19 protein-coding genes are annotated in these 25,330 nt (G+C 61.1%); 16 read left to right on the top strand and 3 right to left on the bottom strand.

All coding sequences use genetic code 11. The features are described from left to right. Positions 1–36 precede the first annotated feature (36 nt). From recJ to JFN90_RS02945, 11 genes are all read left to right on the top strand, one after another. Positions 37–1,755 (top strand): single-stranded-DNA-specific exonuclease RecJ, encoded by a 1,719-nt coding sequence (gene recJ / locus JFN90_RS02995; RefSeq protein ID WP_199393623.1) that lies wholly within the window; start codon positions 37–39, stop codon positions 1,753–1,755. Continuing rightward, on the top strand, positions 1,749–2,648 hold the full coding sequence (locus JFN90_RS02990) for a cation diffusion facilitator family transporter (protein ID WP_199393622.1): 900 nt from the start codon (positions 1,749–1,751) through the stop codon (positions 2,646–2,648). The genes recJ and JFN90_RS02990 overlap by 7 nt, the downstream gene beginning before the upstream one ends. A gap of 140 nt (positions 2,649–2,788) precedes the next feature. Beyond that, positions 2,789–3,625 carry a cytochrome c3 family protein gene (locus JFN90_RS02985; RefSeq protein WP_236018836.1) on the top strand — a complete coding sequence of 279 codons (837 nt, stop codon included), beginning with the start codon at positions 2,789–2,791 and terminating at the stop codon, positions 3,623–3,625. 480 nt (positions 3,626–4,105) lie between these two features. Then, positions 4,106–5,500 (top strand): serine hydrolase domain-containing protein, encoded by a 1,395-nt coding sequence (locus JFN90_RS02980; protein ID WP_199393620.1) that lies wholly within the window; start codon positions 4,106–4,108, stop codon positions 5,498–5,500. Between the two features lie 314 nt (positions 5,501–5,814). After that, positions 5,815–6,600: a metallophosphoesterase family protein gene (locus JFN90_RS02975; RefSeq protein ID WP_236018835.1), complete on the top strand. Its 786-nt coding sequence runs from the start codon at positions 5,815–5,817 to the stop codon at positions 6,598–6,600. After that, positions 6,597–7,820, top strand: a complete 1,224-nt coding sequence (locus JFN90_RS02970) for an amylo-alpha-1,6-glucosidase (protein ID WP_328755292.1) — start codon at positions 6,597–6,599, stop codon at positions 7,818–7,820. The genes JFN90_RS02975 and JFN90_RS02970 overlap by 4 nt, the downstream gene beginning before the upstream one ends. 226 nt (positions 7,821–8,046) lie before the next feature. After that, positions 8,047–8,631 carry a LemA family protein gene (locus JFN90_RS02965; RefSeq protein ID WP_199393617.1) on the top strand — a complete coding sequence of 195 codons (585 nt, stop codon included), beginning with the start codon at positions 8,047–8,049 and terminating at the stop codon, positions 8,629–8,631. A gap of 104 nt (positions 8,632–8,735) precedes the next feature. Beyond that, complete coding sequence (locus tag JFN90_RS02960) at positions 8,736–9,605, top strand: TPM domain-containing protein (RefSeq protein ID WP_199393616.1); 870 nt, start codon at positions 8,736–8,738, stop codon at positions 9,603–9,605. Next, the gene (locus JFN90_RS02955; RefSeq protein WP_199393615.1) at positions 9,605–10,252 is read left to right on the top strand and encodes a TPM domain-containing protein; all 648 of its coding nucleotides are present in this window, start codon (positions 9,605–9,607) and stop codon (positions 10,250–10,252) included. Before JFN90_RS02960 ends, JFN90_RS02955 begins: the two co-directional genes overlap by 1 nt. Before the next feature lie 194 nt (positions 10,253–10,446). Next, positions 10,447–11,325: a response regulator gene (locus tag JFN90_RS02950; protein WP_199393614.1), complete on the top strand. Its 879-nt coding sequence runs from the start codon at positions 10,447–10,449 to the stop codon at positions 11,323–11,325. A 215-nt stretch (positions 11,326–11,540) separates the two neighbouring features. Then, the gene (locus JFN90_RS02945; RefSeq protein WP_236018834.1) at positions 11,541–13,790 is read left to right on the top strand and encodes an ATP-binding protein; all 2,250 of its coding nucleotides are present in this window, start codon (positions 11,541–11,543) and stop codon (positions 13,788–13,790) included. Between the two features lie 82 nt (positions 13,791–13,872). Here the strand turns inward: JFN90_RS02945 and JFN90_RS02940 are convergent, their stop codons facing one another. From JFN90_RS02940 to JFN90_RS22490, 3 genes are all read right to left on the bottom strand, one after another. After that, complete coding sequence (locus tag JFN90_RS02940; RefSeq protein ID WP_199393612.1) at positions 13,873–14,358, bottom strand: hypothetical protein; 486 nt, start codon at positions 14,356–14,358, stop codon at positions 13,873–13,875. 268 nt (positions 14,359–14,626) lie between these two features. Then, complete coding sequence (htpG, locus tag JFN90_RS02935) at positions 14,627–16,561, bottom strand: molecular chaperone HtpG (protein WP_199393611.1); 1,935 nt, start codon at positions 16,559–16,561, stop codon at positions 14,627–14,629. A 226-nt stretch (positions 16,562–16,787) separates the two neighbouring features. Then, entirely contained in the window at positions 16,788–17,837 is a 1,050-nt protein-coding gene (locus JFN90_RS22490; RefSeq protein ID WP_199393610.1) for a 3'-5' exonuclease family protein, read from the bottom strand. A 146-nt stretch (positions 17,838–17,983) separates the two neighbouring features. On the opposite strand from JFN90_RS22490, the gene trpE reads away from it, so the two are divergent. The 5 genes from trpE to JFN90_RS02905 all read left to right on the top strand — a co-directional run bounded on the left by trpE (position 17,984) and on the right by JFN90_RS02905 (position 25,195). Then, on the top strand, positions 17,984–19,459 hold the full coding sequence (trpE, locus tag JFN90_RS02925; RefSeq protein ID WP_199393609.1) for an anthranilate synthase component I: 1,476 nt from the start codon (positions 17,984–17,986) through the stop codon (positions 19,457–19,459). A 404-nt stretch (positions 19,460–19,863) separates the two neighbouring features. Then, on the top strand, positions 19,864–21,906 hold the full coding sequence (locus JFN90_RS02920; RefSeq protein ID WP_199393608.1) for a response regulator: 2,043 nt from the start codon (positions 19,864–19,866) through the stop codon (positions 21,904–21,906). Positions 21,907–21,937: 31 nt separating this feature from the next. After that, positions 21,938–23,857, top strand: a complete 1,920-nt coding sequence (locus JFN90_RS02915) for an ATP-binding protein (RefSeq protein WP_199393607.1) — start codon at positions 21,938–21,940, stop codon at positions 23,855–23,857. 87 nt (positions 23,858–23,944) lie between these two features. Next, a complete protein-coding gene (locus tag JFN90_RS02910) occupies positions 23,945–24,391 on the top strand; it encodes a response regulator (RefSeq protein ID WP_215906670.1) in 447 nt (148 codons plus the stop codon). A 231-nt stretch (positions 24,392–24,622) separates the two neighbouring features. Continuing rightward, entirely contained in the window at positions 24,623–25,195 is a 573-nt protein-coding gene (locus JFN90_RS02905) for an anthranilate synthase component II (RefSeq protein WP_199393606.1), read from the top strand. The last annotated feature ends 135 nt before the right edge of the window (positions 25,196–25,330 follow it).

Genomic DNA, 25,330 nt, shown 5'->3' with positions numbered 1-25,330 from the left:
GATTGCACCCTGATTTTTTTCGATACTGGAGGAGGGATGAAACCAGTCACCCATAGAAGCTGGCGCGCCAGGGAGGCCGATGCCGAGACGGTAGCCGGCCTCACCCGCGCCGGGGTCGCGCCGCTTCTGGCCCGCCTTTTAGCCCACCGCGGCGTTAGCGTCGCCGATGACGCCGATGCCTACCTGAACCCGGTGCTGTCACGGTTGCACGACCCCATGGTCCTCGCCGGGATGGCGCAGGCCGTGGAGCGGCTGGTCCGGGCACTCAAGGAAGGCGAGCGCGTCTGCGTGCACGGCGATTACGACGTGGACGGCGTCACCTCCTGCGCGGTCCTGATCAGCTTCTTCCAAAAGATCGGCCTCGGCTGCTGCCACTACATTCCCAAACGCCTCACAGAGGGGTACGGCCTCTCCGAACAGGGGGTGAACGCGGCGGCCCATGCCGGCGCCACCGTCCTGGTCACCGTCGACTGCGGCATCACCGCCGTCAACGAGGCCAGGCTGTGCCGGGAGGCGGGGCTCGACCTCATCGTCACCGACCACCATTCCCCCGGCGAGGAACTCCCCGACGCCTGCGCCGTGATCAACCCGCTGCAGCCCGGTTGCCCGTTTCCCTTCAAGTCATTGGCCGGCGTCGGCGTCGCCTTTCACCTGGTGGTGGCGCTGCGCGCCCGGCTGCGCGCCGACGGCTTCTTCCAACGCGGCGGCGAGCCCGATCTCAAGGAGTACCTGGACCTGGTCGCCCTGGGCACCATCGCGGACGTGGTCCCCCTGTTGGGAATCAACCGGGTGCTGGTCAGCTACGGCCTCAAACAGCTCTGCGCCGGCACTCGGATCGGCATCGAGGCACTCAAGGAAGTGGCCGGGATCACCGGCGAGGTTGGCTGCGGCGCGGTCGGCTTCCGGCTGGCCCCGCGCATCAACGCGGCCGGCAGGCTCGAGGACGCGGCACTGGGCCTCGAACTGCTCCTGTGCCGGGATCCCCAACGCGCCAAGGATATCGCCAGCGAGCTGGACGAGGCCAATGCCGAGCGCCAGGCCCTGGAGCGCGCCACCTTCGAAGAGGCCCGCGCCATGCTGGAGCAGGGGGCCTGCAGCGGCAGAAAGAGCATCGTGCTCGGTTCGGAGGAGTGGCATCCCGGCGTGATCGGCATCGTCGCCTCCCGCATCGTGGAACTGTTCCACCGGCCGGCGATCCTGTTCGCCTTCGACGGCGGGACGGGAAGGGGCTCGGGGCGGAGTATCTCCCGCTTCCACCTCTTGGACGCCATCAAAGAGTGCGCCGATCACCTGCTGCGTTTCGGCGGACACAGCCATGCCGCCGGCCTCTCCATCGCGCAGGACCAACTGGAGCGTTTCGCGCTGCGCTTCGACGAGGCGGCCCAGGAGGCGCTCGATGCCGACGCCCTCACTCCCTCGCTCGCGTTCGACCTGGAGCTCCCCTCCGGCGAGATCACCGCCGACCTGGTGCGGCAGCTGGAGCAGATGAAGCCCTTCGGCATGGGGAACCCGGAGCCGCTCTTCGTGCTCAAGGGCGCCCAGGTGCTGGAAAGCCGGGTGCTTAAGGGAGGGCACCTGAAACTCAAGGTAGGGCAGGGAGGGAAAAGCTTTGACGCCATCGGCTTCGGCCTGGCCGAGGCGGGCGTGCCGGAGGGGAGGGTGGACCTGCTGTTTTCACCCGGCATCAACGTCTGGAACGGCAGGACTTCGCTGCAGCTTACCGTGAAGGATTTGCGCGCGGAGGGGACGTGCTGAGGAGTGATCGCTTCAACAAGGCCGACCGCGTCATTCGCATCGGCTTTTGGGCCAACGCAGTCCTGATGATCCTGAAGCTTGCCGCCGGCCATTATGGCCACTCCGATGCCGTCTTCGCCGACGGCGTGGAAAGCGCCTGCGACTTCATCGCCATCGGGTTGACCCTGATCGCCCTCAAGGTCGGGCGCAAGCCCTACGACTCCGACCACCCTTACGGCCACGGCAAGGTGGAAAGCCTCTCCGCCATCTTCGTTTCCCTGGTGATCGCTGCAACCGGAGCCTGGATCCTCTACGGATCCGTCAACACCATGCTGGAGGGGCGCTACGCCACCCCGGCGCTGGTGGCCGTTTTGGCCGCAGCCGGCACCATCGTGGCCAAGGAGGCGCTCTACCGCTACTCCATGAAAGTGGGAGGGAGCCTGGGGAGCCCCGCGCTCCTCGCCATCGCCAAGGACCACCGCAAGGACGCTGTTACCTCGGTTGCCACCCTGATCGGCGTCGGGGGCGCCTACTTCGGCATCCGCATCATGGACCCGATCGCCGCCGGTGTCACCTCCATCTTTATCTTTCACATCGGCTACCACACCTTCCGCACCTCGGCGCACGAACTGATGGACGGGCAGCCCGAGCAGTCCCTCCTGGACGCCATCACCCAGATAGCGCGCAGCGTGGAAGGGGTAGACCAGGTGCACGAGATCAGGGCGCGCCACTCCGGGCAGTATCTCATCGTGGACCTGAAGCTTGAGATGCCGCCGGACATGACTGTGAAGCGCTCCCACGACATAGCCACCGAAGTCAAACGGCGCATCTTCGAACATTTCAGCAACGTGGGCGACGTGATGATACACATAAACCCATCCGACGAACCGCACGAAGACCTGATCCGTCTTTAGTACGTCCCTTTGTTCCTTCCCCTCGTCGTATCAACAATTTCTCCCGTGATTTTAATCACAACGTTCTTGACAGATAGTCGACTTAGGTAGTATTAAGACCAGTCGATTGTAGTGAATACACTGTTATTTGGGGAGGAATGATGAAAAAGAGTACCCTGTCGCTCATCGTAGCGGCCTTGATTCTCGTCGCTTCCACGGCCTTTGCTGCCAAAATGGCGACCGTTGACATTCCGGAGAAGGCCGAGCTTTACGCCACGGCTCCGGCCGCGCTGACCCCGCAGCAATGTGCCCAGTGCCACACCGGCGCCTTCAACGGGCTCAAGAACGCCGGCGGCAAGCACCGCTTCGACTGCCAGGCCTGCCACACCGTAATTCACGCTTACAACCCGAAGAAGGCCAACTACGACGAAGTGATGCCGAAGTGCGCTTCCTGCCACACCGACATCCACGGCCCGGCCAACAAGGATTGTGCGAGCTGCCACAACAATCCGCACACCCCGCGTAAAGTCGCCATGACCCAGAGGCTTGCCACCACCTGCGCCACCTGCCACGCCGAGGAGAAGGCGGAGCTGGTCAAGTTCCCGAGCAAGCACACCAACGTCTCCTGCGACCGTTGCCACACCTCGCACGGCTTCAAGCCGTCCTGCTTCATGTGCCACAAGCCGCACTTCAAGGATCAGCCGATCGAAGCCTGCGCAAAGTGCCACTCCGTGCACAAGCCGAAGCAGGTGACCTACCAGGGTACCGACTGGAACCAGACCTGTGCCTCCTGCCACAGCAAGGTTGCGGCGAAGCTGTTCAACTCCAAGGCACGTCACTCCAAGGTTGCCTGCGCTTCCTGCCACAAGGCGAAGCACGGTTACATCCCGCAGTGCACCGAGTGCCACAAGGCACCGCATCCGGCGTCGATCCTGACCCGCTTCCCGAACTGCCTGGGCTGCCACCTCGACGTCCACGACCTGCCCAGCATGAAGTAAGCCGCGACACCTGTCGCAACCATTTGCATCAAAAAGGCCCCGGGAGAAATCCCGGGGCCTTTTTTTGTTGCTATGAACCTTGCATCAGCGTCAATGTCCACTCAAGTAGTAATCGATGACACTACGTCCCCCCCTTCGCAAAGGGGGGGACGCAGGGCGCGTGCAGCGCGTTGTAGCGGAGTTGGCTGTTCAGGAATTGACTGCCCGCACGGGTGGGGCCGCCGAAAGAACCCTTGCATCACTTCCCGCACTCACAGTAAACTGCTCTGGTTGTTTGCCGCAATTGTCGCGCCGAATCGTGGGTTTAGCTGGGGAAATGGTGACCTCGGTCACAAAATATAACTTGTCTCTCCTGTATCCTAGCCTCTGTCGTACTTGCCGGGCAGCGCCGTTTCCCCTCCTGTTCGCGCCGCTCACTTAGAACATCAACCGCAGTCCTAACTGAAAATCTGTGGCAGCACAGATGTTAAAAGGAAGCTCGTGCGCGTTATTCTCCTGCTACTCCTGTTGTTCCCACTCGTGGCCCCCGTCAAAGTCCAGGCCATGGTCGATCCCGCCCCGTCGGCGGCCATCTCTACCGCCAACCTAGACCTCCTGCTGGAGCGGGCCATGTCCGATAACCTTATCGCCGGCGGCGTTGTCGTGGTCGGCAATCACGAAGGGATCATCGCCACCGCCGCTCGCGGCCAGATTAGCGGCAGCGCCGGCGCCCCGGCCATCACCGACCGGACCCTCTTCGACGTCGCCTCGCTCACCAAGGTCATCGCCACCACTCCGGCCGTGATCAAGCTCCTCGACGAAGGGCGCATCTCCCTGACCGACACGCTGTCGAAGTGGTACCCCGAGCTTGCCGGCACCGACAAGGGGAACATCACCATCCTGCACCTGATGACCCATACCTCAGGCCTCTCCGACGTGATGGTGGGGCAGGGTGGCTCGGTGGAGGGGCTGGTCCGCAAGGTCGCGGCGCAACGCTTCCGCGGCGCCGGTACCGGCTTCGAGTATGCCGACATCAACTTCATCCTGCTGGGAGAACTGGTGCACAGGGTTACCGGCGAGAGGCTGGACAAGTTCTGCCGCGAACAGATCTACGAACCGCTGGGGACCCGCGACACCTCCTTTCTCCCTTCGCACGATGGCAACGATATCGCCCCCACCTCCGGCACCCAGGGTGGCGTGGTCCAGGACGAGAATGCGCGCCGTCTGGGCGGCGTCGCAGGCCATGCCGGTCTCTTCAGCTCGGCCTACGACCTGGCGCGCTACGCCCGGCTCATCCTCGGACGCGGCACCCTCGACGGCACCCGCATCCTTTCCGAGCAGGCGGTGACCCAGATGACCACCCCGTACGCCTGTAACAACGGCAGGATCAAGCGTGCCCTGGGGTGGGACATGGCCTCGCCCTTCTCAGCACCGAAAGGTACCTACTTCTCCGACGCCTCTTTCGGCCATACCGGCTACAGCGGTTCCTCGATCTGGATCGACCCCCAGCAGGACATGTTCGTTATCATGCTGACCAGGCGGCTCGATTACCGCAACGTACACAACTTCAACCAGTTGCGCAGAAATATGTCCACCTACGCCGCCGCCGACCTGAAAGGCGTGGCCGGCGAACTGGCACCGGTAGCCGAGGAGCAGAACATCAAGGCCCAGGTGGTCGCCGCCACGGTGGCCCTGGTCAACGCCCCCGGAAGTCGGTTCGCTTCCCTGAAACTGCGTCACGACCGCCACGCAGCCAAGTGCTCGGTCAAGCCCGGTCGCCGCACCTTGCAGGCGCGTGCCGGCCACCGCGGCGGGAAGATCGCCAAGGTCGCCAGGAACGATGCCGGAAAGGTTCGTGCCGCAGCCAAGAAGCACCGCTCGCTGGCCAGAAGCTGATCCAGCACCAGATCCGCTATTGATCTCTGTCTGAACTTCAAAGATGTTGCGTGCTATTGGCAACTGTGATAGCATGCCAAAACATTAGATCATCCAAATCTCTGTTGGGGGCGCAGTGATGCTTGAAGAGGATCTCGGACTTGACCTTGGTATGCTTTGCTGTTGCTGTGATTGCCGCACCTTTCGCCTACCAGACACAACCGGATTGACTGAGAGCCAGGTAGCCAGTATTGAAAAATTGTGCAAGCTCTGCATCGAGAGCAACAGGCAGTATGTGGTCAACAGCTGAAACCACCACCCAGGGCAGGGGGCCATTGATCGGTCTCCTGCTTCTTCTTTCCCTGTTCCTTCCTGCAGTTTCCTACGCCGATACCCTGTATCATCGCTCCAGCGCACAGTTAGAGGAAAGATCCCGTCACGCGGCGACCGATGACTACTGCTTCGTGGTCATGGGGGACAGCCGCGGTAACGACGTCGTCTTCAAAAAGGCGCTGACGGCCGCCGCCGGCTTCAACCCGCTCTTCATTCTGCATGGCGGGGACTATTCCGCCGAAGGGGGCGAGGAGGAAACCGCAAGCTTCCTCAAGCTACTCCAGAGACACATTCCCGGGATCCCCGTCTTCGTAGTGCCGGGCAACCACGAGAACCCGAAGTTCTTCACCAAGGAGATCGGTCCCTCGTATTTTGCGTTTTCGGTGCCGCGTCTGGGGCTTAAGGTGGTCGCCCTGGACAACTCGAACGAGGCACTCTCTCCCGCGGAGCTCGACTATCTGAGTAAGGAGCTCGCCTCCGCCCCCGGATCCACTTTCGTCGCCATGCACGTCCCCCCCGAAACCAAGCGATGGCGGGGTCATAGCTTCACCAAGGGGGCGGCGGAACTGGAGCAGGTGATCGCAGCTGCGCCGACCGTGCGAGGCCTCTTCTTCGCCCACTCCCATCTCTACGACGAGACCATTTTCGGCGGCGTGCCCGCCTTTATCTCCGGTGGTGCCGGCGCGCCGTTGGTATGGATGAGCCGCTACGGCGAGAGGGTCAACCACATCATCGTGGTCCGGGTAAAAAAGGGGAAGGTGAGCTACCAGATGGTGCAACTCAAGTGACGGCGGATACCTGCAGCGCAGACCAGTTCGCGTCGTGGCGGGACGACGAGACCCTCCTGCTCGATGAGTGTTACCGGGAAGCACTGCGCCTGTTGCGGGAGAACTCGACGCCGGCCGGCGTGCTTGCCTCAGCGCGCACCCCCAAGTCCTCCGGGCGCAACTACGATTCCATCTTCGGCCGCGACGCCGCCATCTGCGCCCTGGGGATGGCCCTTTCCGGTGACCCGGAGCTGCTCCAGTCTGCCGAGGCGGGGCTATTGACCTTGGCGCGGCACCAGGCCCGCAACGGCCAGATCCCGAAGTTCGTGAAGCCGGAACTCGCCGAGGTCGACTTCTGGTACGCCGGATGCGTGGACGCCACCATCTGGTGGCTGATCGCGGTTCACTTCGTGGATCGGGTGGCGCCGCAACTGGGCCTGTCAACGCGGCTCTCCGCCCACGTGGTGCGAGCCCTGAACTGGCTGGAATGCCAGGAACACCAGGGATGGTACCTGCTGCAACAAAATGACTGCTCCGACTGGGCCGACATAATGCCTAGAAGCGGCTTTGTCCTCTACAGCAACGCCCTCTGGTACTGGACCAAGCGGCTGTACGACCTTCCGACCACCCGGGAAACGCAGCGCTTTGCGCGGCTCATCTTCAACCCTTTCGACAACGCCGTACCGGATCAGAAGCGGGTCCGGCTCCTGCGCCACTACATCCGCAACCGCTGCCGCCCGGAGCCTTTTTTGCTGAGCTACGTGAACTTCTCCTTCTGGGGAGAGGAGATCGACATTTTCGGCAACATCCTCGCTTACCTCACCGGTCTGGGGGCTCGTTCCGACGCCTGCAAGATGGTGGCGGCGGTTACCGCCTTGAACGCCAACGACCCGCACCCGGTGCGCGTGGTGGGGGCCCCGATCGAGGTGGGCTCGCCGCGCTGGCGTCCCTACATGCAGCGCCATCGGCAAAACCTCCCCTGGCAGTACCACAACGGCGGCGCCTGGCCCTTCGTCGGCGGCTTCTGGGTCATCCTGCTGGCTTCCCTTGGAGAGCGGTCTTTGGCCCGCGCCGAATTGCTCAAAGTCGCAAATAGCTGCAAGGTTAACGGCTGGGAGTTCAATGAATGGTTTCAAGGTCAAACGGGCCAGCCCATGGGGATGCCGCGGCAATCCTGGAATGCCGCTCTCTATATTCTCGCCTACCGCACAGTCCTGTGCGGTGCCCGTATCTTCGCTTAAAGGCAAAGACAATCAACCTGAAGCAGTTACGCAAAGCGCGCGAAGAATCCGCGAAGAGTTCAAAGAAACGATTCGTCCGGTATTGTGTCATACTTCGCGCACATCGCGGATTCTTTGTGTCCTTTGCGTAACCGCTTTTAGCTTTTACTGATTTTTAACCTTTCAGGATGACAATTGCCCCTTCGATGATTATTATTGTGCTCATGCCATTCAAGGAGGAAAGATCATGAAACGCTTGACGTTATTGTTGCTGTCGTTATTCACCCTCGCCGCCCTATCCGGTTGCGGCTACAACACGATGCAGGCCAAGGAAGAGGCGGTGTTCGCTGCCTGGGGTGATGTCGAGGCTTCCTACCAGCGCCGCGCCGACCTGGTGCCGAACCTGGTCGAAGTCGTCAAAGGATACGCCAAGCACGAGGCCGACACCCTGAAGGCCGTCACCGAGGCGCGCGCCAAGGTGGGGTCCATGCAGGTTTCCAAGGACGCCATCAACGATCCCAAGACCATGCAGAACTTCCAGCAGGCCCAGTCGCAGTTGAGCGGCGCCCTGTCGCGCCTCATGGTCGTGGTGGAGCGCTATCCGGACCTGAAGGCGAACCAAAACTTCATGGACCTCCAGAACCAGCTGGAGGGAACCGAGAACCGGATCAACGTGGCGCGCGTGCGCTACAACCAGGCGGTGCAGGATTTCAACACCACCATCAGGACCTTCCCGAACTCGCTCACCAACTCCATGATGCTGCACCTGCAGCGCAAGGAGCCCTTCAAGGCGGAAGAGGGGGCCAAGGTGGCGCCCAAGATCAAGTTCTAGAGAGGCTAGATTAAGACTGAGATTAAGACTGAGGGAATGCGGGTAGGCACTTTTCTTCACCTTAATCTTAGTCTTGATCTCAATCTGCTTTACCTGGGGCGTGTATGAAAAAGCTGTTTTTGCTCCTCACATTCTTGCTGACCGTCCATGTCTGCGCCGCGGCGGAAGTCCCGCCCCTGCGCAGCCACGTGAACGATTACGCCTCGATGCTTTCGCCGCAAATGGCACAGCAGTTGGAGTCCGAGCTTGCAGCCTTCGAGCAGAGCGACTCGACCCAGATCGTGGTACTCACCATCCCGAGTCTGGAGGGGGAGGTGCTGGAGCAGTACGCCATCAAGGTGGTGGAGAAGTGGCAACTGGGGCAGAAGGGTAAGGACAACGGCGCGCTGCTCCTGGTGGCCAAGAACGACCGCAAGATCCGCATCGAGGTGGGACGGGGTCTGGAAGGGAAACTGACCGACCTCATGTCCGGACGCATCATCCGCAACGAGATGACACCCGCCTTCAAGCGCGGTGACTTCGACCAGGGAATCTCCCGCGGTGTGGACGCCATAATGGCGACGGTGCGCGGAGTGTACCAGTCTCAGCCCACCGACCTGCGCCACGGCAAGAAGGGCGCTCCTCCCATATTGACGCTGCTCCTCTTCGTGCTGGTCGCCTCCGTCTTCCTCGGCGGAATTTCGCGTTTCCTCGGCGGGGTCGCCGGTGCGGTTGGCCTCCCCATCGCCGCTTTCATCTCGTTCTCAGGGATGTCGGTACTCCTATTGGGGATCCTTGCCGTGGTAGGCTTCCTGGGCGGTCTTTTCATCGCCTTCCTCTTCTCCTCCGGCGGACGCGGGGGCTTCATGGGTGGCCCACCCTTCTTCGGCGGCTTCGGCGGGGGAGGCGGCTTCGGTGGTTTCGGCGGGGGAGGGGGAGGATTCTCCGGCGGTGGCGGCAGCTTTGGCGGCGGTGGTGCCTCGGGAGACTGGTAATGGACCTTACGCATAAATCGTTAGCTCACAACTATTTCAGCAGCGCCGACAAGGAGTCCATCAGCCAGGCGGTAGCCCGCGCCGAGGCTCGCTCCAGCGGCGAGATCGCGACCATGGTGGTGTCCGAGAGTGACCGCTACCGCGAGGCGGAGGCGCTCGGCGCGCTGCTCCTGTCCGGCTTCGTCGGCGTGGCGGTCGCCGTTCTTTTACATCACGTCACAATTTGGACCTACATCCCCGTTGTCTTCCTGCTCTACTTCCCGCTGCTCTTCTTCTTTCGTCGCTTCCCGCATCTGAAGCTCTCCTTCGTCGGCCCCAGGCGCCTGGCCGAGGCCGTGAGCGAAAGGGCACTGGTCGCATTTTACCAGCAGGGATTGTACCGGACCCGCAAGGAGACCGGCATCCTCATCTTCATATCCCTTCTGGAGCGCAAGGTCTGGATCGTGGGTGATCGCGGCATCAACGAGAAGATCCCGCCGGGGTACTGGAAAACCTTGGCCGAAAGGCTGGCGCAGGGGCTGCGGGACGGCCGCGGTGCACAGGCTGTCTGCGAGGTGATTGAGGCCTGCGGCAACGAGCTCGAGCGGCATTTTCCGCGCGGGGAAGACGACCGCAACGAGCTTTCCGACGAGCTCATCATTTCTTGATCACCTTTTCGCCGTTCTTGCCGATAAAGGCATTGACTTTCAACCTGTTCCGCTCTCATTATTGAAATTCACGCGCCCGGTCACACCGGTTCGGCGCCGGCTGTGGCCCCGCTACGGCCTTATCAATTCCCGTGACCGAAACAAAGTGCAGCAACCGCTTACGATCGCAGCACCGCCCGCAGGAGAAGGATCGCATGACCGCAGATATCCAGCCGATAGCCGCACCACAAACAACACGCAAACCCTTGGGGGAGATCTTCGTCGAGCGCGGCCTGTTGACCCGTGCCTCAGTAGACCGGTTGATCGCCCATGCCAAGAGCAAGAACATCCGCCTGGGTGAACTGCTGGAGGTGATCGGCCTGGTCACTCCGGAGGAACTCGCCGAGGCGCTGGCCATACAGTACCGCGTCAGGAAGATCGTCGACTTCGCCAAGTACAGCTATCCCCCCAACGTGCTCAAGCTGATCCCGCTGGAGATGGCAGTAAAACACAGCCTCTTCCCGCTGAAGCTCGACGACGGCCGGTTGGGGCTCGCCGTGTCCGATCCGACCACCGATCGGCTTTTCGCCTCCATCGCCGAGCAACACAACGTGAAGCTGGTGCTCTACGTTTCCACCCGGCTGGAGATCAACCGCGCCATCGCGCGCCACTACCTCGGGCAGACCATCGCCGGTCCCGCGAGCAAGTCGATCCTCCTGGTCGAGGACGACCAGCTCTCCCGCGAGATGGTGGCCAAGATCCTGACCCGCCAGGGATACGCCGTGGAAACCGCCATAGACGGCATGGACGCTTTCAGCAAGATCTTCACCTTGAAACCGAAGCTGGTAATCACCGACAAGGTTATGCCCAAGCTCGGCGGCTACGAGTTCCTGTTCGCCATCAAGAACATCCCTGAGTTCCGCTACATGCCCGTGATTCTTATGACCGCGGCCGCCACCCCCGACGAGGAGAAGGAGGCCCTGGAAAAGGGGTTCTTTGATTTCGTATTGAAGCCGGTCAAGGAAATCGGCCTTCTCACCAGGGTGAAGCGGGCCTTCGCCAGCAGGGAAGCCCTCTACGGCAAGACCGCCTGAGGCATCATAGCCTGGTACCACGGCGGGTGGACGCGCCACCGCGGCAGCGTCCACCCGTCGCTATCTTTCCTCACTCTGTCTTCCCTCCGCTTTTTCCTAATGAAGTAGCTGCCCCCAGCCGAAGAGAAAATCAATCACTCTATCCTCTATTCCACATGCTGCACCCGTGTGCGGGGCCGGCCACCGGTCGCCCACCGCAGCTAGTAGGAGAGCAGATGCCGCACCTATCACGAACCGCTACCGGCAGTTCCACTTGTAAGCGCCTGTCGCCCTGCTTCGCCGCGGCGGTTGTGCCCGAGCACTGGCACGGAGATTGGCTGTACCTGGTAATCGCCGCCGGCCTGTTCGCGCTGCTTGCGCTGGTCTTTGGCAAGGTCGCACAGGTCAAGGCCCGCAAGCAGGCCCAGGTCGAAGAGGAGTTGCGGCGCGCCAAGGAGGAGCTCGAGCAGAGGGTGGCCGAGAGGACCGAGGCGCTGCACCGGGCCAACGAGCAGTTGAAACAGGAACTCGCGGTACGGGAGCGGGCCGAGGAGGAGCTGCGGCAGGGGCGAAACATGCTGGCGCAGATCATTGATACCATCCCGCAGTTCGTATTTTGGAAGGACAGGGACAGCATCTATGAAGGGTGCAACATCGTCTTCGCCCAGGCCGCAGGGCTGGAGCGGACCGAGTTGATCCGCGGCAAAAGCGACTACGATCTCCCCTGGCTGCGGGAGGAGAGCGATGCCTACCGCTCCGATGACCGCAGCGTCATGGACAGCAACAGCGCCAAATACCACATCATCGAACAGCAGCTTCAGGCCAGCGGCGAGCGTCACTGGGTCGATACCACTAAGGTCCCGCTCTGTAACGAAAACGACGAGGTGGTCGGCATTCTCGGCGTCTACGACAACATCACCGAGAGGAAGAGGGTCGAAGAAGCCCGCGACCGCGCCCTCGCCATGTTGGAATCGCTGCTGGCCTCGTCGCCGACCGGCATCCTGGTCTACGACGGGGAGAGCGGAGCCTGCGTCAAGGCTAACCAAGCCGCGGCGGATATGGTAGGTGCCGGAATAGAGCAGATGCTCGCGCAGAATTTCCGCAAGATCCTATCCTGGGAGGAGACGGGGGTACGCCAGGTCGCAGAGCTGGTTCTTGCCGACGGCCAGACCCGAAGCAAGGAGTTCTCAGGGGCCTCGACTTTCGGCGCCGCCCTGGAGACGGAATGTCTCATATCGCGCTTCGACGTGGAGGGGAAGCACCACCTGATGTTCATCGCTGTGGATATGACCGAGCGCAAACGACTGGAGCAGGAGAAGCGCCTGATCGAGGCCCAGATGCTCCACGTGCAGAAGCTGGAGAGCCTGGGTGTGCTGGCGGGGGGGATCGCCCACGACTTCAATAACATCCTCATGGTGGTGCTGGGGAACGCGGATCTGGCGCTGCTGCGGGTTCCTCCCGACTCACCGGCATGCGAAAACCTGGCCCAGATCGAGCAGGCCGCCAGCCGCGCGGCGGACCTGGCGCGCCAGATGCTTGCGTACTCCGGCAAGGGGAACTTCGTCATCGAGAAGCTTGACTTGAACCGGGTGGTGCAGGACATGGGCCCCATGCTCGAGGTCTCCATCTCCAAGAAGGCGCTGCTGCGCTACAACTTTGCGCCGGAAGTGCCCGCCATCAGCGGCGACGTGACCCAGTTGCGCCAGGTGATCCTCAACCTCGTCATCAATGCCTCCGAGGCGATGGAGGAGGGGACCGGCTTCATTTCCATCAGCACCAGGCGCATGCAGTGCGACCGCAGCTACCTCTCGGAGTCTTGGATCGACGACCGGTTGCCGGAGGGATGCTACGTGGTGCTGGAGGTCTCCGACACTGGATGCGGCATCGAGCGTGAAGTTATCCCGAAGATCTTCGACCCCTTCTTTACCACCAAGTTCACCGGTCGCGGGCTGGGAATGGCGGCCGTGCTCGGCATCGTGCGGGCGCACAAGGGTGCCATCAAGGTCTACAGCGAGAAAGGGAGGGGGAGCAGCTTCCGGCTGCTACTCCCCTGCATCGCGGAGGCGGCGGATCAACCAGAGCCGCAGGCCGAACAGCCTCTCTGGCGCGGCAGCGGCACCGTGCTCCTGGCCGACGACGAGGAAAGCATCCGGGTTCTGGGGAGCGACATGCTCCAGGCTCTCGGCTTCAGCGTCAAGCTCGCCTGCGACGGGCGCGAGGCGGTGGAACTGTTCCGAGCGAAAATGGACGACATCACCTGCGTCCTGCTCGACCTGACCATGCCCAACCTGGACGGCGAGCAGACCTTCCGGATCCTGCGCGCCCTGAAACCCGACGTCAAGGTGATCATGTCCAGCGGCTACAATGAGCAGGAGGTGAGCCTGAAGCTGGCCGGAGCCGGGCTCTGCGGGTTCATCCAAAAACCTTACAAGATGGTGGAGATGAGCCGGAAATTGTCCGAGGTGCTGGGACAAAAGGCAGGCTGAGGTTGAGGTCGAGGTTCAGAGAAGCAAAAAAAAGAGGGGCGTCCTTGCGGGCGCCCCTTTTTGATTCACGTATGTTTGCGTGCTAGCGGATGAAGCCGTTGCTGTAGGTCGCGACCTTGAGCGGTTTGGCTTCCTTGAAGACCACCCGGATCACGTCGCCCTTGCGGGAGTAGCGGGGCTCGCCCTTGCAGTTGGGGAACACGTTGGAAAGCTTCGCCCCTGCGGCGGTCACATCGATGAAGCGTATGGCGCCGGTGCCGGAGGTTTCGCCGGTGTCGGCCAGCACCAGCACGGCGTCGCCCTTGCTCTGCTGAAACACCCGGACCAGTTCGGGGACCGGCTTGCCAACGGTTTCGTCAACCTCTTCCTGGATGACCTTGTCGTTCAAGAGGTACTGGATTTTCTTGTAGTCGGCCTTGGCGCCGTCATCGAGGATGGAGTTCCCCTGGCGGTCAAAAGCGACGATGGAGATCTTCCCGTAGCGGGTATCGAGATCCTGGGCGAGAACGATGGTTGAAGAAGCCACAACGAGCAGTAAGGCCGCCAACGAGGCGAAAAATTGAGTCATCTGAGTCCTCCTTTGTGCATGCAAGCATTGCCATATCAATTGTCCCTCTTCTAGCGGACTGATCCCGAACGGGAACCACCAAGGAGGGGCTTGTCCCCCGTAGCAGGTTCACCGCGAAGGGGGATGCAGGAATATATAAATGAAAATTTTAAATCTGTAAATTACAAAAACTAATGAACATGTTGAAAAGTGCTGATTTTGTGAGGCTAAGCACAAAAAAGCCGGGAGGCCTTATGCCTCCCGGCTTTTCAATGTGTGACCGGAGTGTCTATTTGCCGCTGGTCACCATGAGCTCGCTGACCAGCTTGGTGAAGCGCAGCGGGTCCTTGATCGGGGAACCCTCGGTCAAGAGGGCCTGGTCAAAGAGGAGTTCGCTGTAGTCGGCGAGCTTGGGGTTGTTCTTGTCCTTTTCGAACATGGCAGTCATCACCTGCATGATCTGGTGCTCGGGATTGAGTTCGAGGATCCGCTTTCCTTCGGGAACCTCCTGGTTCATCGCCTTCAGGATCTTCTCCATGTTGGCGTTGAGCCCCATCTCATCGGCGACCAGGCAGCAGGCGCTCTCGGTGAGGCGCGAGGAGAGGCGGACCTCCTTGACGCGGTCTTTCAAGGTTTCCTGGATGTACTCTATGACCCCGCCAAACTCCTTCTGGGCCTCCTCCTTCTTGGCTTCCTTCTCTTTCTTTTCCTCCTCGGTGTCGAGCTCGAGGTCGCCCCTGTCGATGGCCTTCAGGTGCTTCTCCTGGTACTCGTGGACCGCCTGCACTACCCACTCGTCGACCGGGTCGGTCATGTAGAGGACCTCGTAGTCCTTCTTGCGCAGGGCCTCCATGTACGGGGAATTCTCGACCGACTCGCGGGACATGCCGGTGATGAAGTAGATCTCCTTCTGCCCCTCGGGCATGCGCTCGACGTACTCCTTGAGCGAGACCAGTTTCCCTTTCTCGGTCTTGGAGCTTTCAAAGAGGAGCAGGTCCTGCAGCTTCTCCTTGTTGGCGTAGTCGAAGTGGATCCCTTCTTTGAGCACCGGCCCGAACTCGGCGTAGAACTTCAGGTAGTCCTCGATGTTCTTTTCTTTCATCTCGGCGAGGGTGGAGAGGACCTTGCCCACCAGCGACTTCTGGATGCGCTTGATCTGTACGTCTTCCTGGAGGATCTCGCGGGAGACGTTGAGCGGCAGGTCGGAGGAGTCCACGACTCCCTTGATGAAGCGCAGGTAGTCCGGCAGCAGCGCCTCGCAGTTGTCGGTGATGTAGACCCGCTTCACGTAGAGGTGCACGCCCTTCTTGTGGTCGCGCAGGAACATGTCGAACGGCTTGTGCGAGGGGATGTAGACGATCGCCTTGAATTCGCTGACCCCTTCCGCGGAGTAGTGGATGGTGGAGAGCGGCTTGTCGTAGTCGTGCGAGATGTGCTTGTAGAACTCCTCGTACTCCTCCTCGGTGATCTCGCTCTTGGGGCGGGTCCAGATCGCCTTCATCGAGTTGAGGGTCTCCTCGGTGGTGGTGTCGATGGTGCCGCCACCTTCGATCACCTTGCCCTCCGCGTCCTTCACCGGTTCGCTACGGGTGATGTCCATCACGACCGGGTACTGCACGTAATCGGAGTACTTCTTGACGATGGAGCGGATCTTCCACTCGTCGAGGAATTCCTTCATCTCGTCTTTCAGGTGCAGCACGATCTCGGTACCGCGGGTCTCCTTCTCGCACTCCTCGATGGAGTAGGAGCCGTCGCCGGTGGACTCCCAGCGGCAACCGTACTGCTTGTCGCCCGCGCGGCGCGTGGTGAGTACCACCTTGTCCGCCACCATGAAGGAGGCGTAGAAGCCGACGCCGAACTGGCCGATCAGCTCCGGGTTGTCGGTGAGATTTTGTTCCTTCAGGGCGGCCACGAAGTTCTTGGTGCCCGACTTGGCGATGGTGCCGATGTTGTCGGCGACCTCGTCCATGCTCATGCCGATGCCGTTGTCGGTGATGGTGAGGGTGCCTGCTTCCTTGTCTGCGTGCAGCTTGATCTTCCAGTCTGCGTTCCCTTCCAGCAGTTCCATGTTGGAGTGGGATTCGAACTTTATCTTGTCAATGGCGTCAGACGCGTTGGAGATGAGCTCCCGGAGGAAGATTTCCTTGTTGGAATAGAGGGAGTGGATCACCAGGTCCAAAAGCTGCTGGACCTCGGTCTCGAACTTCTTGACGGTTTTGGCCATGTCTGGGTGGTCTCCTTTGAGGCATAGTGATTGACCGCTGGAACATAATAACGCGAGGGCAAGATTTCAAGGGGGGATAGAAGAAAAACAGGAAAAGCATTACCACAGAGGACACAGAGAAGCACAGAGGTCACAGAGAAAGACGCTGAAGCGGGTTTAAAACCCAAGGCTTTCCTCTGTGTCGATGTGGCTTTTCCTCGGTGTCCTCTGTGTTCCGGGGCGAGTCTTAAAGTTTCAGATACTGTTTGAGGATCGCGGGGTGCAGGTGCTCCTTCATGACCTCCCAGGCTTCGCGCAGGGCCTCGGCGTCGTGCAGGGCGTGGTGCGGCGGGAACTCGTTGTAGGCCTCGGCGTGGGCTTTCTGCAACAGCTCGAACAGCCCCGGGAAACTCTCGCTGTAATAATGGATCGGGGCAGGGTAGAGGTTCTTGGGGAAGGTATCGCCCAGGAGGTCCACCATGAGCACCCAGTCGAAACCGGGCGCGTCGCAGACCACCCGCACCGGGACGGCCAGGGAGGATACCCACTCGGCCAGCCTGCGCTTGGCGTAGCTTCGCTCTTGGAAGAAGTCGCCGCCGGTCAGCTGCGGCAGCACGTTTGCGGTGACGAACTGCGAGCACCCCTCGGGGCTCCACCCGTTGGCGAGCTCGGCGTAGTAAATCTCGCCGCTCTCCGAAACCAGGGCGAGACTGATCAGTTGCGGATAATCGAAGTCGGTGAACTCGGTGTCCAGGAAAAGGAGCATCGGTTCCCTAGCGGCGAGCTCGGCGGAGATGGGAACCGGTTTCGCCTTCTGCGGCTTGCGCTTCTTGGCGTGGGCGGGGCAGAGGGTCTTGGCGAAGCCGTGCCCCAACTGCAGCGATCCCGGCGCTCCGCACTCCGAGCAAATGGCGGCGGCCTTGTGCTCGGTGTCGCGGGCCAACTCCTTGACGATATGGGAGCCGGACTCGATCCTGACGAAGAGTCCACCCAGCCTCTCCTCGGCCTTGAAGTGGCCGATCCTGGGCATCGCCAGGTGCTCCATCGCCTCGATGGCGGTGCAGAGGTCCCAGACCAGCGGATACCAGCCGGCGCCGCAGCGCACGCTCCCGGAGGGATGATCGAGGTAGCGCGGGAAACGCGAGACCATTTTTTCCAGCGCGATATCCCCCTCAGGTTTGCCCCATTTTTCCCACGAGAGAAACATCTTCTCGGTGGCGCGCTTGAAGCGGACGATGACGTCCACCACCTTCAGGGCGAAGGCGAAATACCGCTCTCTTAATATGACTACTATCACAGGTGTTTTCATTAGCACATGATTCTACCAGACTCCCCCTTTCTTGACACCCTTTCCTCGTTATGTTACTAAGGTCGGGCTAAAACTCGTTTCCCGGCAAGGGGATAGCCCTTGCGAACACCTCGCACGCCAATAAAAGGAGCCTCATGTACTGCCCCGATTTCGCGACGTTCCAGACCCTGTCCGCACAAGGCAACCTGATCCCGGTCTACCGGGAGATCCTGGCCGACCTGGATACCCCGGTGGGGGCCTTCAAGAAGATCGACGACGGCCGCTTCGGATTTCTGCTGGAGAGTATCGAGGGTGGCGAAAAATGGGGGCGCTACACGTTCCTGGGTTCCTCGCCTGCGGTGGTCATCCGCGGCAAGGACAACTGGGTCGAGATCGTGGAAGGGGGCGAGGTGCGCCGCATGGAGGTGTCCGATCCCTTGAACTACGTCCGGGATTACATGGCACGCTACCAGCCGGTCGAGGTCCCTGGCATCCCGAGGTTCTTCGGCGGCGCTGTCGGCTACCTGGGCTATGACGCGGTGCGCCACTTCGAGAGCCTGCCGGACCAGAACCCGAGCCTGATCAACACTTACGACGCCTACTTCATCATCACCGATACCATCGTCATCTTCGACAGCCTGAGCCAAAAGATCAAGGTGGTTTCCAACGCGCATCTCGACGGGAGCGCGACCCCCGAGGCCGCGTACGCCGAGGCGGTTGGCAAGATCGAGGGGCTGATCGAGCGCCTCAAGAAGCCGCTGCCGGCGTCGGAGAAAAAGCCGGCACAGGGGAAGGTGGAACTCACCTCCAACGTGAAACGCGAGGAGTTCGAGTCCTGGGTCACCCGCGCCAAGGAGTATGTCAGAAGCGGAGACATCATCCAGGTGGTCCTCTCGCAGCGCTTTTCCGGCGATCTCACCGTGGACCCCTTCGACATCTACCGCGTGCTGCGGACGTTGAACCCTTCCCCCTACATGTTCTTCCTGCGCCTGGACGAGACCATGGTGGTTGGCGCTTCCCCCGAGGTCATGGTGCGCAAGGAGGGGGAGCAGGTGGAGCTGCGCCCCATCGCCGGCACCCGCCCGCGCGGCGCGACCCCCGCAGCCGACGAGGAACTGGCGCAGGATCTGCTGGCCGACCCCAAGGAGCGCGCCGAGCACGTCATGCTGGTGGACCTCGGGAGAAACGACCTCGGGCGCGTCTGCGAGATCGGCAGCGTCAAGGTGTCCGAGTTGATGGTGATCGAGCGCTACTCGCACGTGATGCACATCGTCTCCAACGTGCAGGGGGAACTGGCGCCCGGTCACGACGCTTTCGACGTGGTGCGCGCCACCTTCCCGGCGGGGACGCTGTCCGGAGCCCCCAAGGTGCGGGCCATGGAGATCATCGACGAACTGGAAGGGGTGCGGCGCGAGGTCTACGGCGGCGCGGTCGGCTACTTCTCCTTCTCGGGCAACATGGATATGGCCATCGCCATCAGGACCCTGGTGATCAAGGACGGCAAGGTGCATCTGCAGGCGGGCGCCGGCATTGTCGCCGACTCCGACCCCGCCTCCGAATATCTGGAGACGGTCAACAAGGCCAAGGCCGTGGTCAAGGCGATCGAAATGGCTGAGCGCGGCCTCGACTGAACCGTTTGCCTTGCTGGAAGCAATAGAGGGCACCCTTGTCGGGGTGCCCTTTTTCGTGTCTCTGCGCTTTGAATCTCCCTCGCACTCTATTTTCGTCCCCACGTTGCCACCATCAGGTCGCGTTCTCCTGTATCTGATGATTCCCCTTTCAGACCCTTCCCGCTCCTTGCTGGCTGTGCCGTCTGTTCCGCTGTCATAGGCAGCTCCATCTGTTGTCATTGTTAAATGTTATATTAATTTAATTTCAAAAATATGATCTTCCGGCAGACTATTGGGAAAAGTTGAGTAAACTTTTCTCGATCAATTGTTTGAGAGGAGACTGTCTGCAACTGTTTCGGCTCTCATTGTGATGTCCGATATGGCCCACACTAAGTGCGTCAAACCGAGATGCAGGAGTTGAATGTATGGCCTCGTTGAATCCTGTGAAAATCCTGATTGTCGAAGATGACGATGCCCACGCGGAGTTGATCCGACGAGGGTTCAGTGACCAATCCGGCCAGTACGAACTGACCGTCGCCGCCACGGTCAAGGAAGCCCTCGGTCACATCCACACCCGCACCTTCGACATCGTACTCACCGACTACCTCCTGCCGGACGGCAAGGGGGGGGATCTGGTGGCGCAGTCCGCGAATATAGCGCCGGTGGTGATGATGACCTCCCACGGCAGCGAGCAGGTAGCGGTTGAGGCGATGAAATCAGGCGCCATCGACTACGTGGTGAAGATGCCAGAGGTCTTCGACGCCATGCCGCGCATCGTCGAGCGTGCCCTGCGGGAATGGGACCACATCCTGGAGCACAAGCGGGCCGAAGAGGCGCTCAAGCTGCAAAGCCACCGCCTCGAGCACGAGGTGGTCGAGCGCCAGATGGCCCAGGATGCCCTGCTTGAGCAGGCGCTGTTATTGAAGAAGGAGATAGCCGAGCGGCAACTGGCGCAGGAAACGCTCCGCCTGAGTGAGGAGAAATTCCACAAGGCGTTTGACAGTGCGCCGCTCATCATGGTGATCACCGACTTGGACGAGGGGAAGTTCCTCGACGTGAACCGAAAGTTCGTGGAACTGTCGGGCTACCGCCGGGAAGAGGTGCTGGGCAAGTCTTCCACCGCCCTTGGCTGGATCAGCCCGCACGACCGCAAGGCTTTGCTGGACAAGCTCGACGAGCACGGCCAGGTCGCGGGGACCGTGGTTACCCTGCACGCCAAGGACGGCCGCTCCCTGAAGGGGGAGTACTACTGCGAGCGGATCACCGTGGACGGGGGCGAGAGGCTCTTGGCCATAGCCCTCGACATCACCGAGCGCATGAAGCTCGAGGAACAGTTGCGCCACTCGCAAAAGCTGGAGGCGGTAGGCGTTCTTGCTGGCGGGGTGGCCCACGACTTCAACAATATCCTCACCGTGATCGGTGGCTATTGTGAACTGCTCAAGCTGGACCTGCCCCATGATGCCCCCGCGCGCGACAAGGTCATGCAGATCTCGGCGGCGGCGGACCGGGCAGCGAATTTGACCCGCAGCCTACTCGCCTTCAGCCGTAAGGGGGAGGTGAAGGCGGCGCCCGCCAACCTGAACGACATCGTCAAAGGTGTCGAGAAGTTCCTGCAGCGGATCATCGGCGAAGACATCACCCTGACCACCTCGCTGGCCGACGGTGCGCTCTGGGCGGTGGTGGACAGCGGGCAGATCGAGCAGGTGTTGATGAATCTCGCGGCCAACGCCCGCGACGCCATGCCCAAAGGGGGACGGCTTTTCGTGGAGACCGAGCGCCATGATATCGACGACGCCTTCGTACATGCCCACGGCTTCGGCACCCCCGGCCAATACGCCCTGGTCACCATCTCTGACACGGGGCAGGGGATGGACGAGGCGACCAGGAAGAAGATCTTCGATCCCTTCTTCACCACCAAGGTGGTAGGGAAGGGGACCGGGTTGGGGCTCGCCATCGTCTACGGCATCATCACCCAGCACAAGGGGTTCGTGAACGTCTACAGCGAGCCCGGTATCGGCACCACCTTCAGGATCTATCTCCCCTCCATAACCTCCGCCGAGCCGGAGCAGACGGTCCCGACGCCGGAAATCGACGTACGGGGGACCGAGACCATCCTGGTCGCGGAGGACGATCTGCACGTCCTCGACCTGGTCTCCTCGATCCTCAAGCAGTACGGCTATAGCATCATCCATGCGGCCAACGGTCTGGAGGCGGTGCAGAGGTTCAAGGAAGAACCCGCCATCAAACTGGTGCTCATGGATATCATCATGCCGGTAATGAACGGCAAGGAGGCCGCTGAGACCATCAGGGAATACCAGCCTGACGCAAAGATTCTGTTCACCAGCGGTTACACGGCCGACATCATCCGCAGCAGGAGCGATCTAGACGAGGGCGCCGAGCTGGTGATGAAACCGGTAAAGCCGATGGTGCTGCTGAAAAAAGTTCGGGAGATGCTGGACCGGCACTAGTCGGACCCGCCGCCAGAAGAGGTAACCCGGCATGGTGACCCAATTCCACAAGATTCGCCGCTTCGCCCTGATACTGATGCTGTTTTGGACCGCAGGCATCACCTTTTCCTTTCTCTGGTTCTACAGTCACGAGCAGCGCACGGTGGTCGCCATCGCCCGTGCCGAAGCGCGCGCCACCTACGAGAAGGACACCCTGTACCGTCGCTGGGCCACCAGGCATGGGGGCGTCTATGTGCCCGCCTCAGAATTCAGCCCTCCCAATCCCCATCTCACCCATGTCGAAGAACGCGATGTCACCACCCCCTCCGGAAAGGCGCTGACGCTGGTTAACCCGGCCTACATGACCCGCCAGGTCTTCGAGTTGGCCGACAGCCAGGACAATCTGGTGCGTGGTCACATCACCAGCTTGAAGCCGATACGGGCGGAAAACAAACCCGACCCGTGGGAGGCCAAAGCATTGCGCCTCTTCGAGACCGGGGTGACGGAGGTGAGCGAGGTCCAGGATATGGGCGGCCGCAGCTACATGCGGCTCATGCGCCCCTTCGTGACCGAAGCCCCCTGTCTCAAGTGCCATGCCACCCAAGGGTACCGCATCGGCGATATCAGAGGAGGGATCAGCGCATCGGTGCCGATGGAGGCCAACTCGGCCATGATGGGCGAGGTGATCACCGGGGCGGCGGTCAGTCACGGGCTGATCTGGTTTTTGGGCCTGGGGCTCATCGGAACCGGGGCCCGCGTTCTCGGTCGCAGTGCCCGCGCCATCGAGGAGCGCGAGGAACGCTACCGGACCGTGGCTGACTACACGGAAGGGTGGGAATACTGGCAGGGGCCGGACCATTCGTTCCGGTACGTTTCACCTTCGTGCCTTGAGCTTTCCGGCTACAGCCGGGAGGAATTCTACGCCGACCCGGAACTGCTGCACCGGATCGTCCATCCCGAGGACCGCACGAGCTATGAACAGCATGTCAGGGACTCCTTTTGCGGGGTTCCCAACCCCCTCGATTTTCGCATCATCAGGAAGGACGGCGAGGTTCGTTGGATCGCCCATACCTGCCGGTTGGTCTATACGGGCAGCGGCGCAGAGAACGGCATTAGGGGCAGCAACCGCGACATCACCGAGAGGAAACTGGCCAGCGAGGCCCTGCGCGAGCAGGCTTTTCTCCTGGAGAAGGAAGTGCGCGAGCGCATGGAGCGGGAGGCCGAGCTCGAGGCGAAAAATGCCGAGTTGGAGCGGTTCACCTATACCGTGTCCCACGATCTGAAGAGCCCGCTCATCACCATCAAAGGGTTCGCCGGCGCGGTGCTGAAGGACATAGAAGGGGGCAAGCTGGACCGGCTGGGCGGCGACGTGGGGCGCATCATGGGCGCTGCCGACAAGATGTCAGCCCTCTTGAGCGACCTGCTGGAACTCTCCCGCATCGGCCGCATCGTCAACGCGCCGTCGCTGATCGACATGAACCTGCTGGTAAAAGACGTGCTTGGTCAGCTCGGCGGGCCGATCCAGCAGGCCGGGGTCGAGGTGATGGTGCAGCCTGGACTCGCCGAGGTGTGGGGGGATCAGCCCCGCATCGGCGAGGTGCTGCAGAATCTTGTGGAGAACGCGATCAAGTACAGGGGTGACCAGCAAAAAACACGGATAGAGATCGGTATGCGCGAGAGCGCGGAAGGCCCCGTCTTCACGGTGCAGGACAACGGCATCGGGGTTCCGGCCCAGTACCACGAGACCATCTTCGGGCTTTTCAACCAGTTGGACGCGCGTTCCGAAGGAACCGGCATCGGCCTGGCCCTCGCCCGGCGCATCGTGGAGTTCCATGGGGGCAGGCTGTGGGTCGAATCAGAAGGGGCAGGGGGGGGGAGCACCTTCTGCTTCACCCTCGGCACCGGCCCCCAGAACCCGCTTGAAACAGGGATAAAAGGGATAAAAGGGATAAAAGGGATAAAGGCACTTTAGAAGTGGGCTGGTTTAACCATCCCTTTTATCCGCAGTTATCCCTGTTAAAGGTTTCTCTGTACTGGATTTTCTTCAAAGGAGAGAGAGATGATTGAAGGCGAGCCCTTGTGCATTCTGCTGGTTGAGGACAATCCAGACCACGCCGAACTGGCGATCCGCAACCTGAGCGATGCTGGACTGGCCAACCACCTGTTCCACGTCGAGGACGGCGAGGCCGCTCTCGATTACCTGAACAACCGCGGCCGGTATGCCGACCAAAACGCCTACCCGCGCCCCCACCTGGTGCTTCTGGACCTGCGTCTGCCCAAAGTCGATGGCATCGAGGTGCTGAAACAGGTGAAGGCATCGGAACAGCTGAAAGCCATCCCGGTGGTAATCCTAACCACTTCCGCTGCGGAGCGGGATCTCGCCCAGGCCTATAACAACTACGCCAACAGCTACCTCACCAAGCCGGTCGATTTCGACTCCTTCAGCAATTTACTGCGCGACCTCGGCTTCTACTGGCTCGCCTGGAACAGGCGCCCCGTGAGCTAGCCAGGACAAATATTCTTTTGGGGAGGGTAAATATTTCCTCCCCTGCCGCTCGGGTAATGCCGTTTTTTGCCCCTGCGGCCTCCGCATCTCCTCGCTTTTTGCGCTTTTCCCGTCGGATTTTCTTGAGTTTTTGCCGCAAAACCTATATATTTCCTGCTTTCCAATTAACAGCAAAAGGGTGGGGTTCCGGTCGCTCGACGACCGCCTTTCGACTCCAGCAGGTTCCCAGCTATGCTCCTGATGATCGACAACTACGACTCCTTCACCTACAACATCGTGCAGTACCTGGGCGAGCTGGGTGAGGAGGTCAAGGTCTACCGCAACGACAAGATCACCGTTGCCGAGATCGAAGCCCTTGCCCCGGATCGTATCGTGATCTCACCCGGACCCTGTTCCCCGGAGGAGGCCGGCATCTCGGTCGAGGTGGTGCGCCACTTCGCCGGCAAGATCCCCATCCTCGGAGTCTGCCTCGGTCACCAGTCCATCGGGTACGCCTTTGGCGGAAACATCGTCAAGAGCGCCACGCTGATGCACGGCAAGACCTCGCCCATTCTGCATGATGGCAAAGGGCTCTTCGAGGGGCTTCCCAACCCGTTCGCCGCGACCCGCTACCACTCCCTGGTCGTGGAGCGCGACACACTGCCGGCCGAGCTGGAGATAACCGCGTGGGTCGCCGAGGGGGAGATCATGGGGATGCGCCATCGCACGCTTCCCATCTGGGGGGTGCAGTTCCACCCGGAGTCGATCCTCACCGAGGGCGGCATGGAGCTTTTGGGCAACTTCCTGAAGATGTCCCGGCAGTAAAACCTGAAGCCTGAACACAGAGGTCACTGAGGATCACAGGGGGCGCAGAGAAATACCTATAAGCTTTTACTCTGTGTACTCTGAGCCCCTTTGAGTCCTCTGTGGTTGGCTTTGCTTTTTGTCTCTTTGATTTCC

Source organism: Geomonas propionica, assembly GCF_016458235.1.
GTDB lineage: Bacteria > Desulfobacterota > Desulfuromonadia > Geobacterales > Geobacteraceae > Geomonas > Geomonas propionica.
Note: the sequence above shows the minus strand (reverse complement) of the source record. Positions and strands in the feature narration are given on the sequence as shown.

Coding starts and splice junctions, on each gene's coding strand:
- recJ (WP_199393623.1), top strand. CDS start 37: ATGAAACCAGTCACCCATAGAAGCTGGCGCGCCAGGGAGGCCGATGCC.
- JFN90_RS02985 (WP_236018836.1), top strand. CDS start 2,789: ATGAAAAAGAGTACCCTGTCGCTCATCGTAGCGGCCTTGATTCTCGTC.
- JFN90_RS02965 (WP_199393617.1), top strand. CDS start 8,047: ATGAAACGCTTGACGTTATTGTTGCTGTCGTTATTCACCCTCGCCGCC.
- JFN90_RS02960 (WP_199393616.1), top strand. CDS start 8,736: ATGAAAAAGCTGTTTTTGCTCCTCACATTCTTGCTGACCGTCCATGTC.
- JFN90_RS02955 (WP_199393615.1), top strand. CDS start 9,605: ATGGACCTTACGCATAAATCGTTAGCTCACAACTATTTCAGCAGCGCC.
- JFN90_RS02950 (WP_199393614.1), top strand. CDS start 10,447: ATGACCGCAGATATCCAGCCGATAGCCGCACCACAAACAACACGCAAA.
- JFN90_RS02945 (WP_236018834.1), top strand. CDS start 11,541: ATGCCGCACCTATCACGAACCGCTACCGGCAGTTCCACTTGTAAGCGC.
- JFN90_RS02940 (WP_199393612.1), bottom strand. CDS start 14,358: ATGACTCAATTTTTCGCCTCGTTGGCGGCCTTACTGCTCGTTGTGGCT.
- htpG (WP_199393611.1), bottom strand. CDS start 16,561: ATGGCCAAAACCGTCAAGAAGTTCGAGACCGAGGTCCAGCAGCTTTTG.
- trpE (WP_199393609.1), top strand. CDS start 17,984: ATGTACTGCCCCGATTTCGCGACGTTCCAGACCCTGTCCGCACAAGGC.
- JFN90_RS02920 (WP_199393608.1), top strand. CDS start 19,864: ATGGCCTCGTTGAATCCTGTGAAAATCCTGATTGTCGAAGATGACGAT.
- JFN90_RS02915 (WP_199393607.1), top strand. CDS start 21,938: ATGGTGACCCAATTCCACAAGATTCGCCGCTTCGCCCTGATACTGATG.
- JFN90_RS02910 (WP_215906670.1), top strand. CDS start 23,945: ATGATTGAAGGCGAGCCCTTGTGCATTCTGCTGGTTGAGGACAATCCA.
- JFN90_RS02905 (WP_199393606.1), top strand. CDS start 24,623: ATGCTCCTGATGATCGACAACTACGACTCCTTCACCTACAACATCGTG.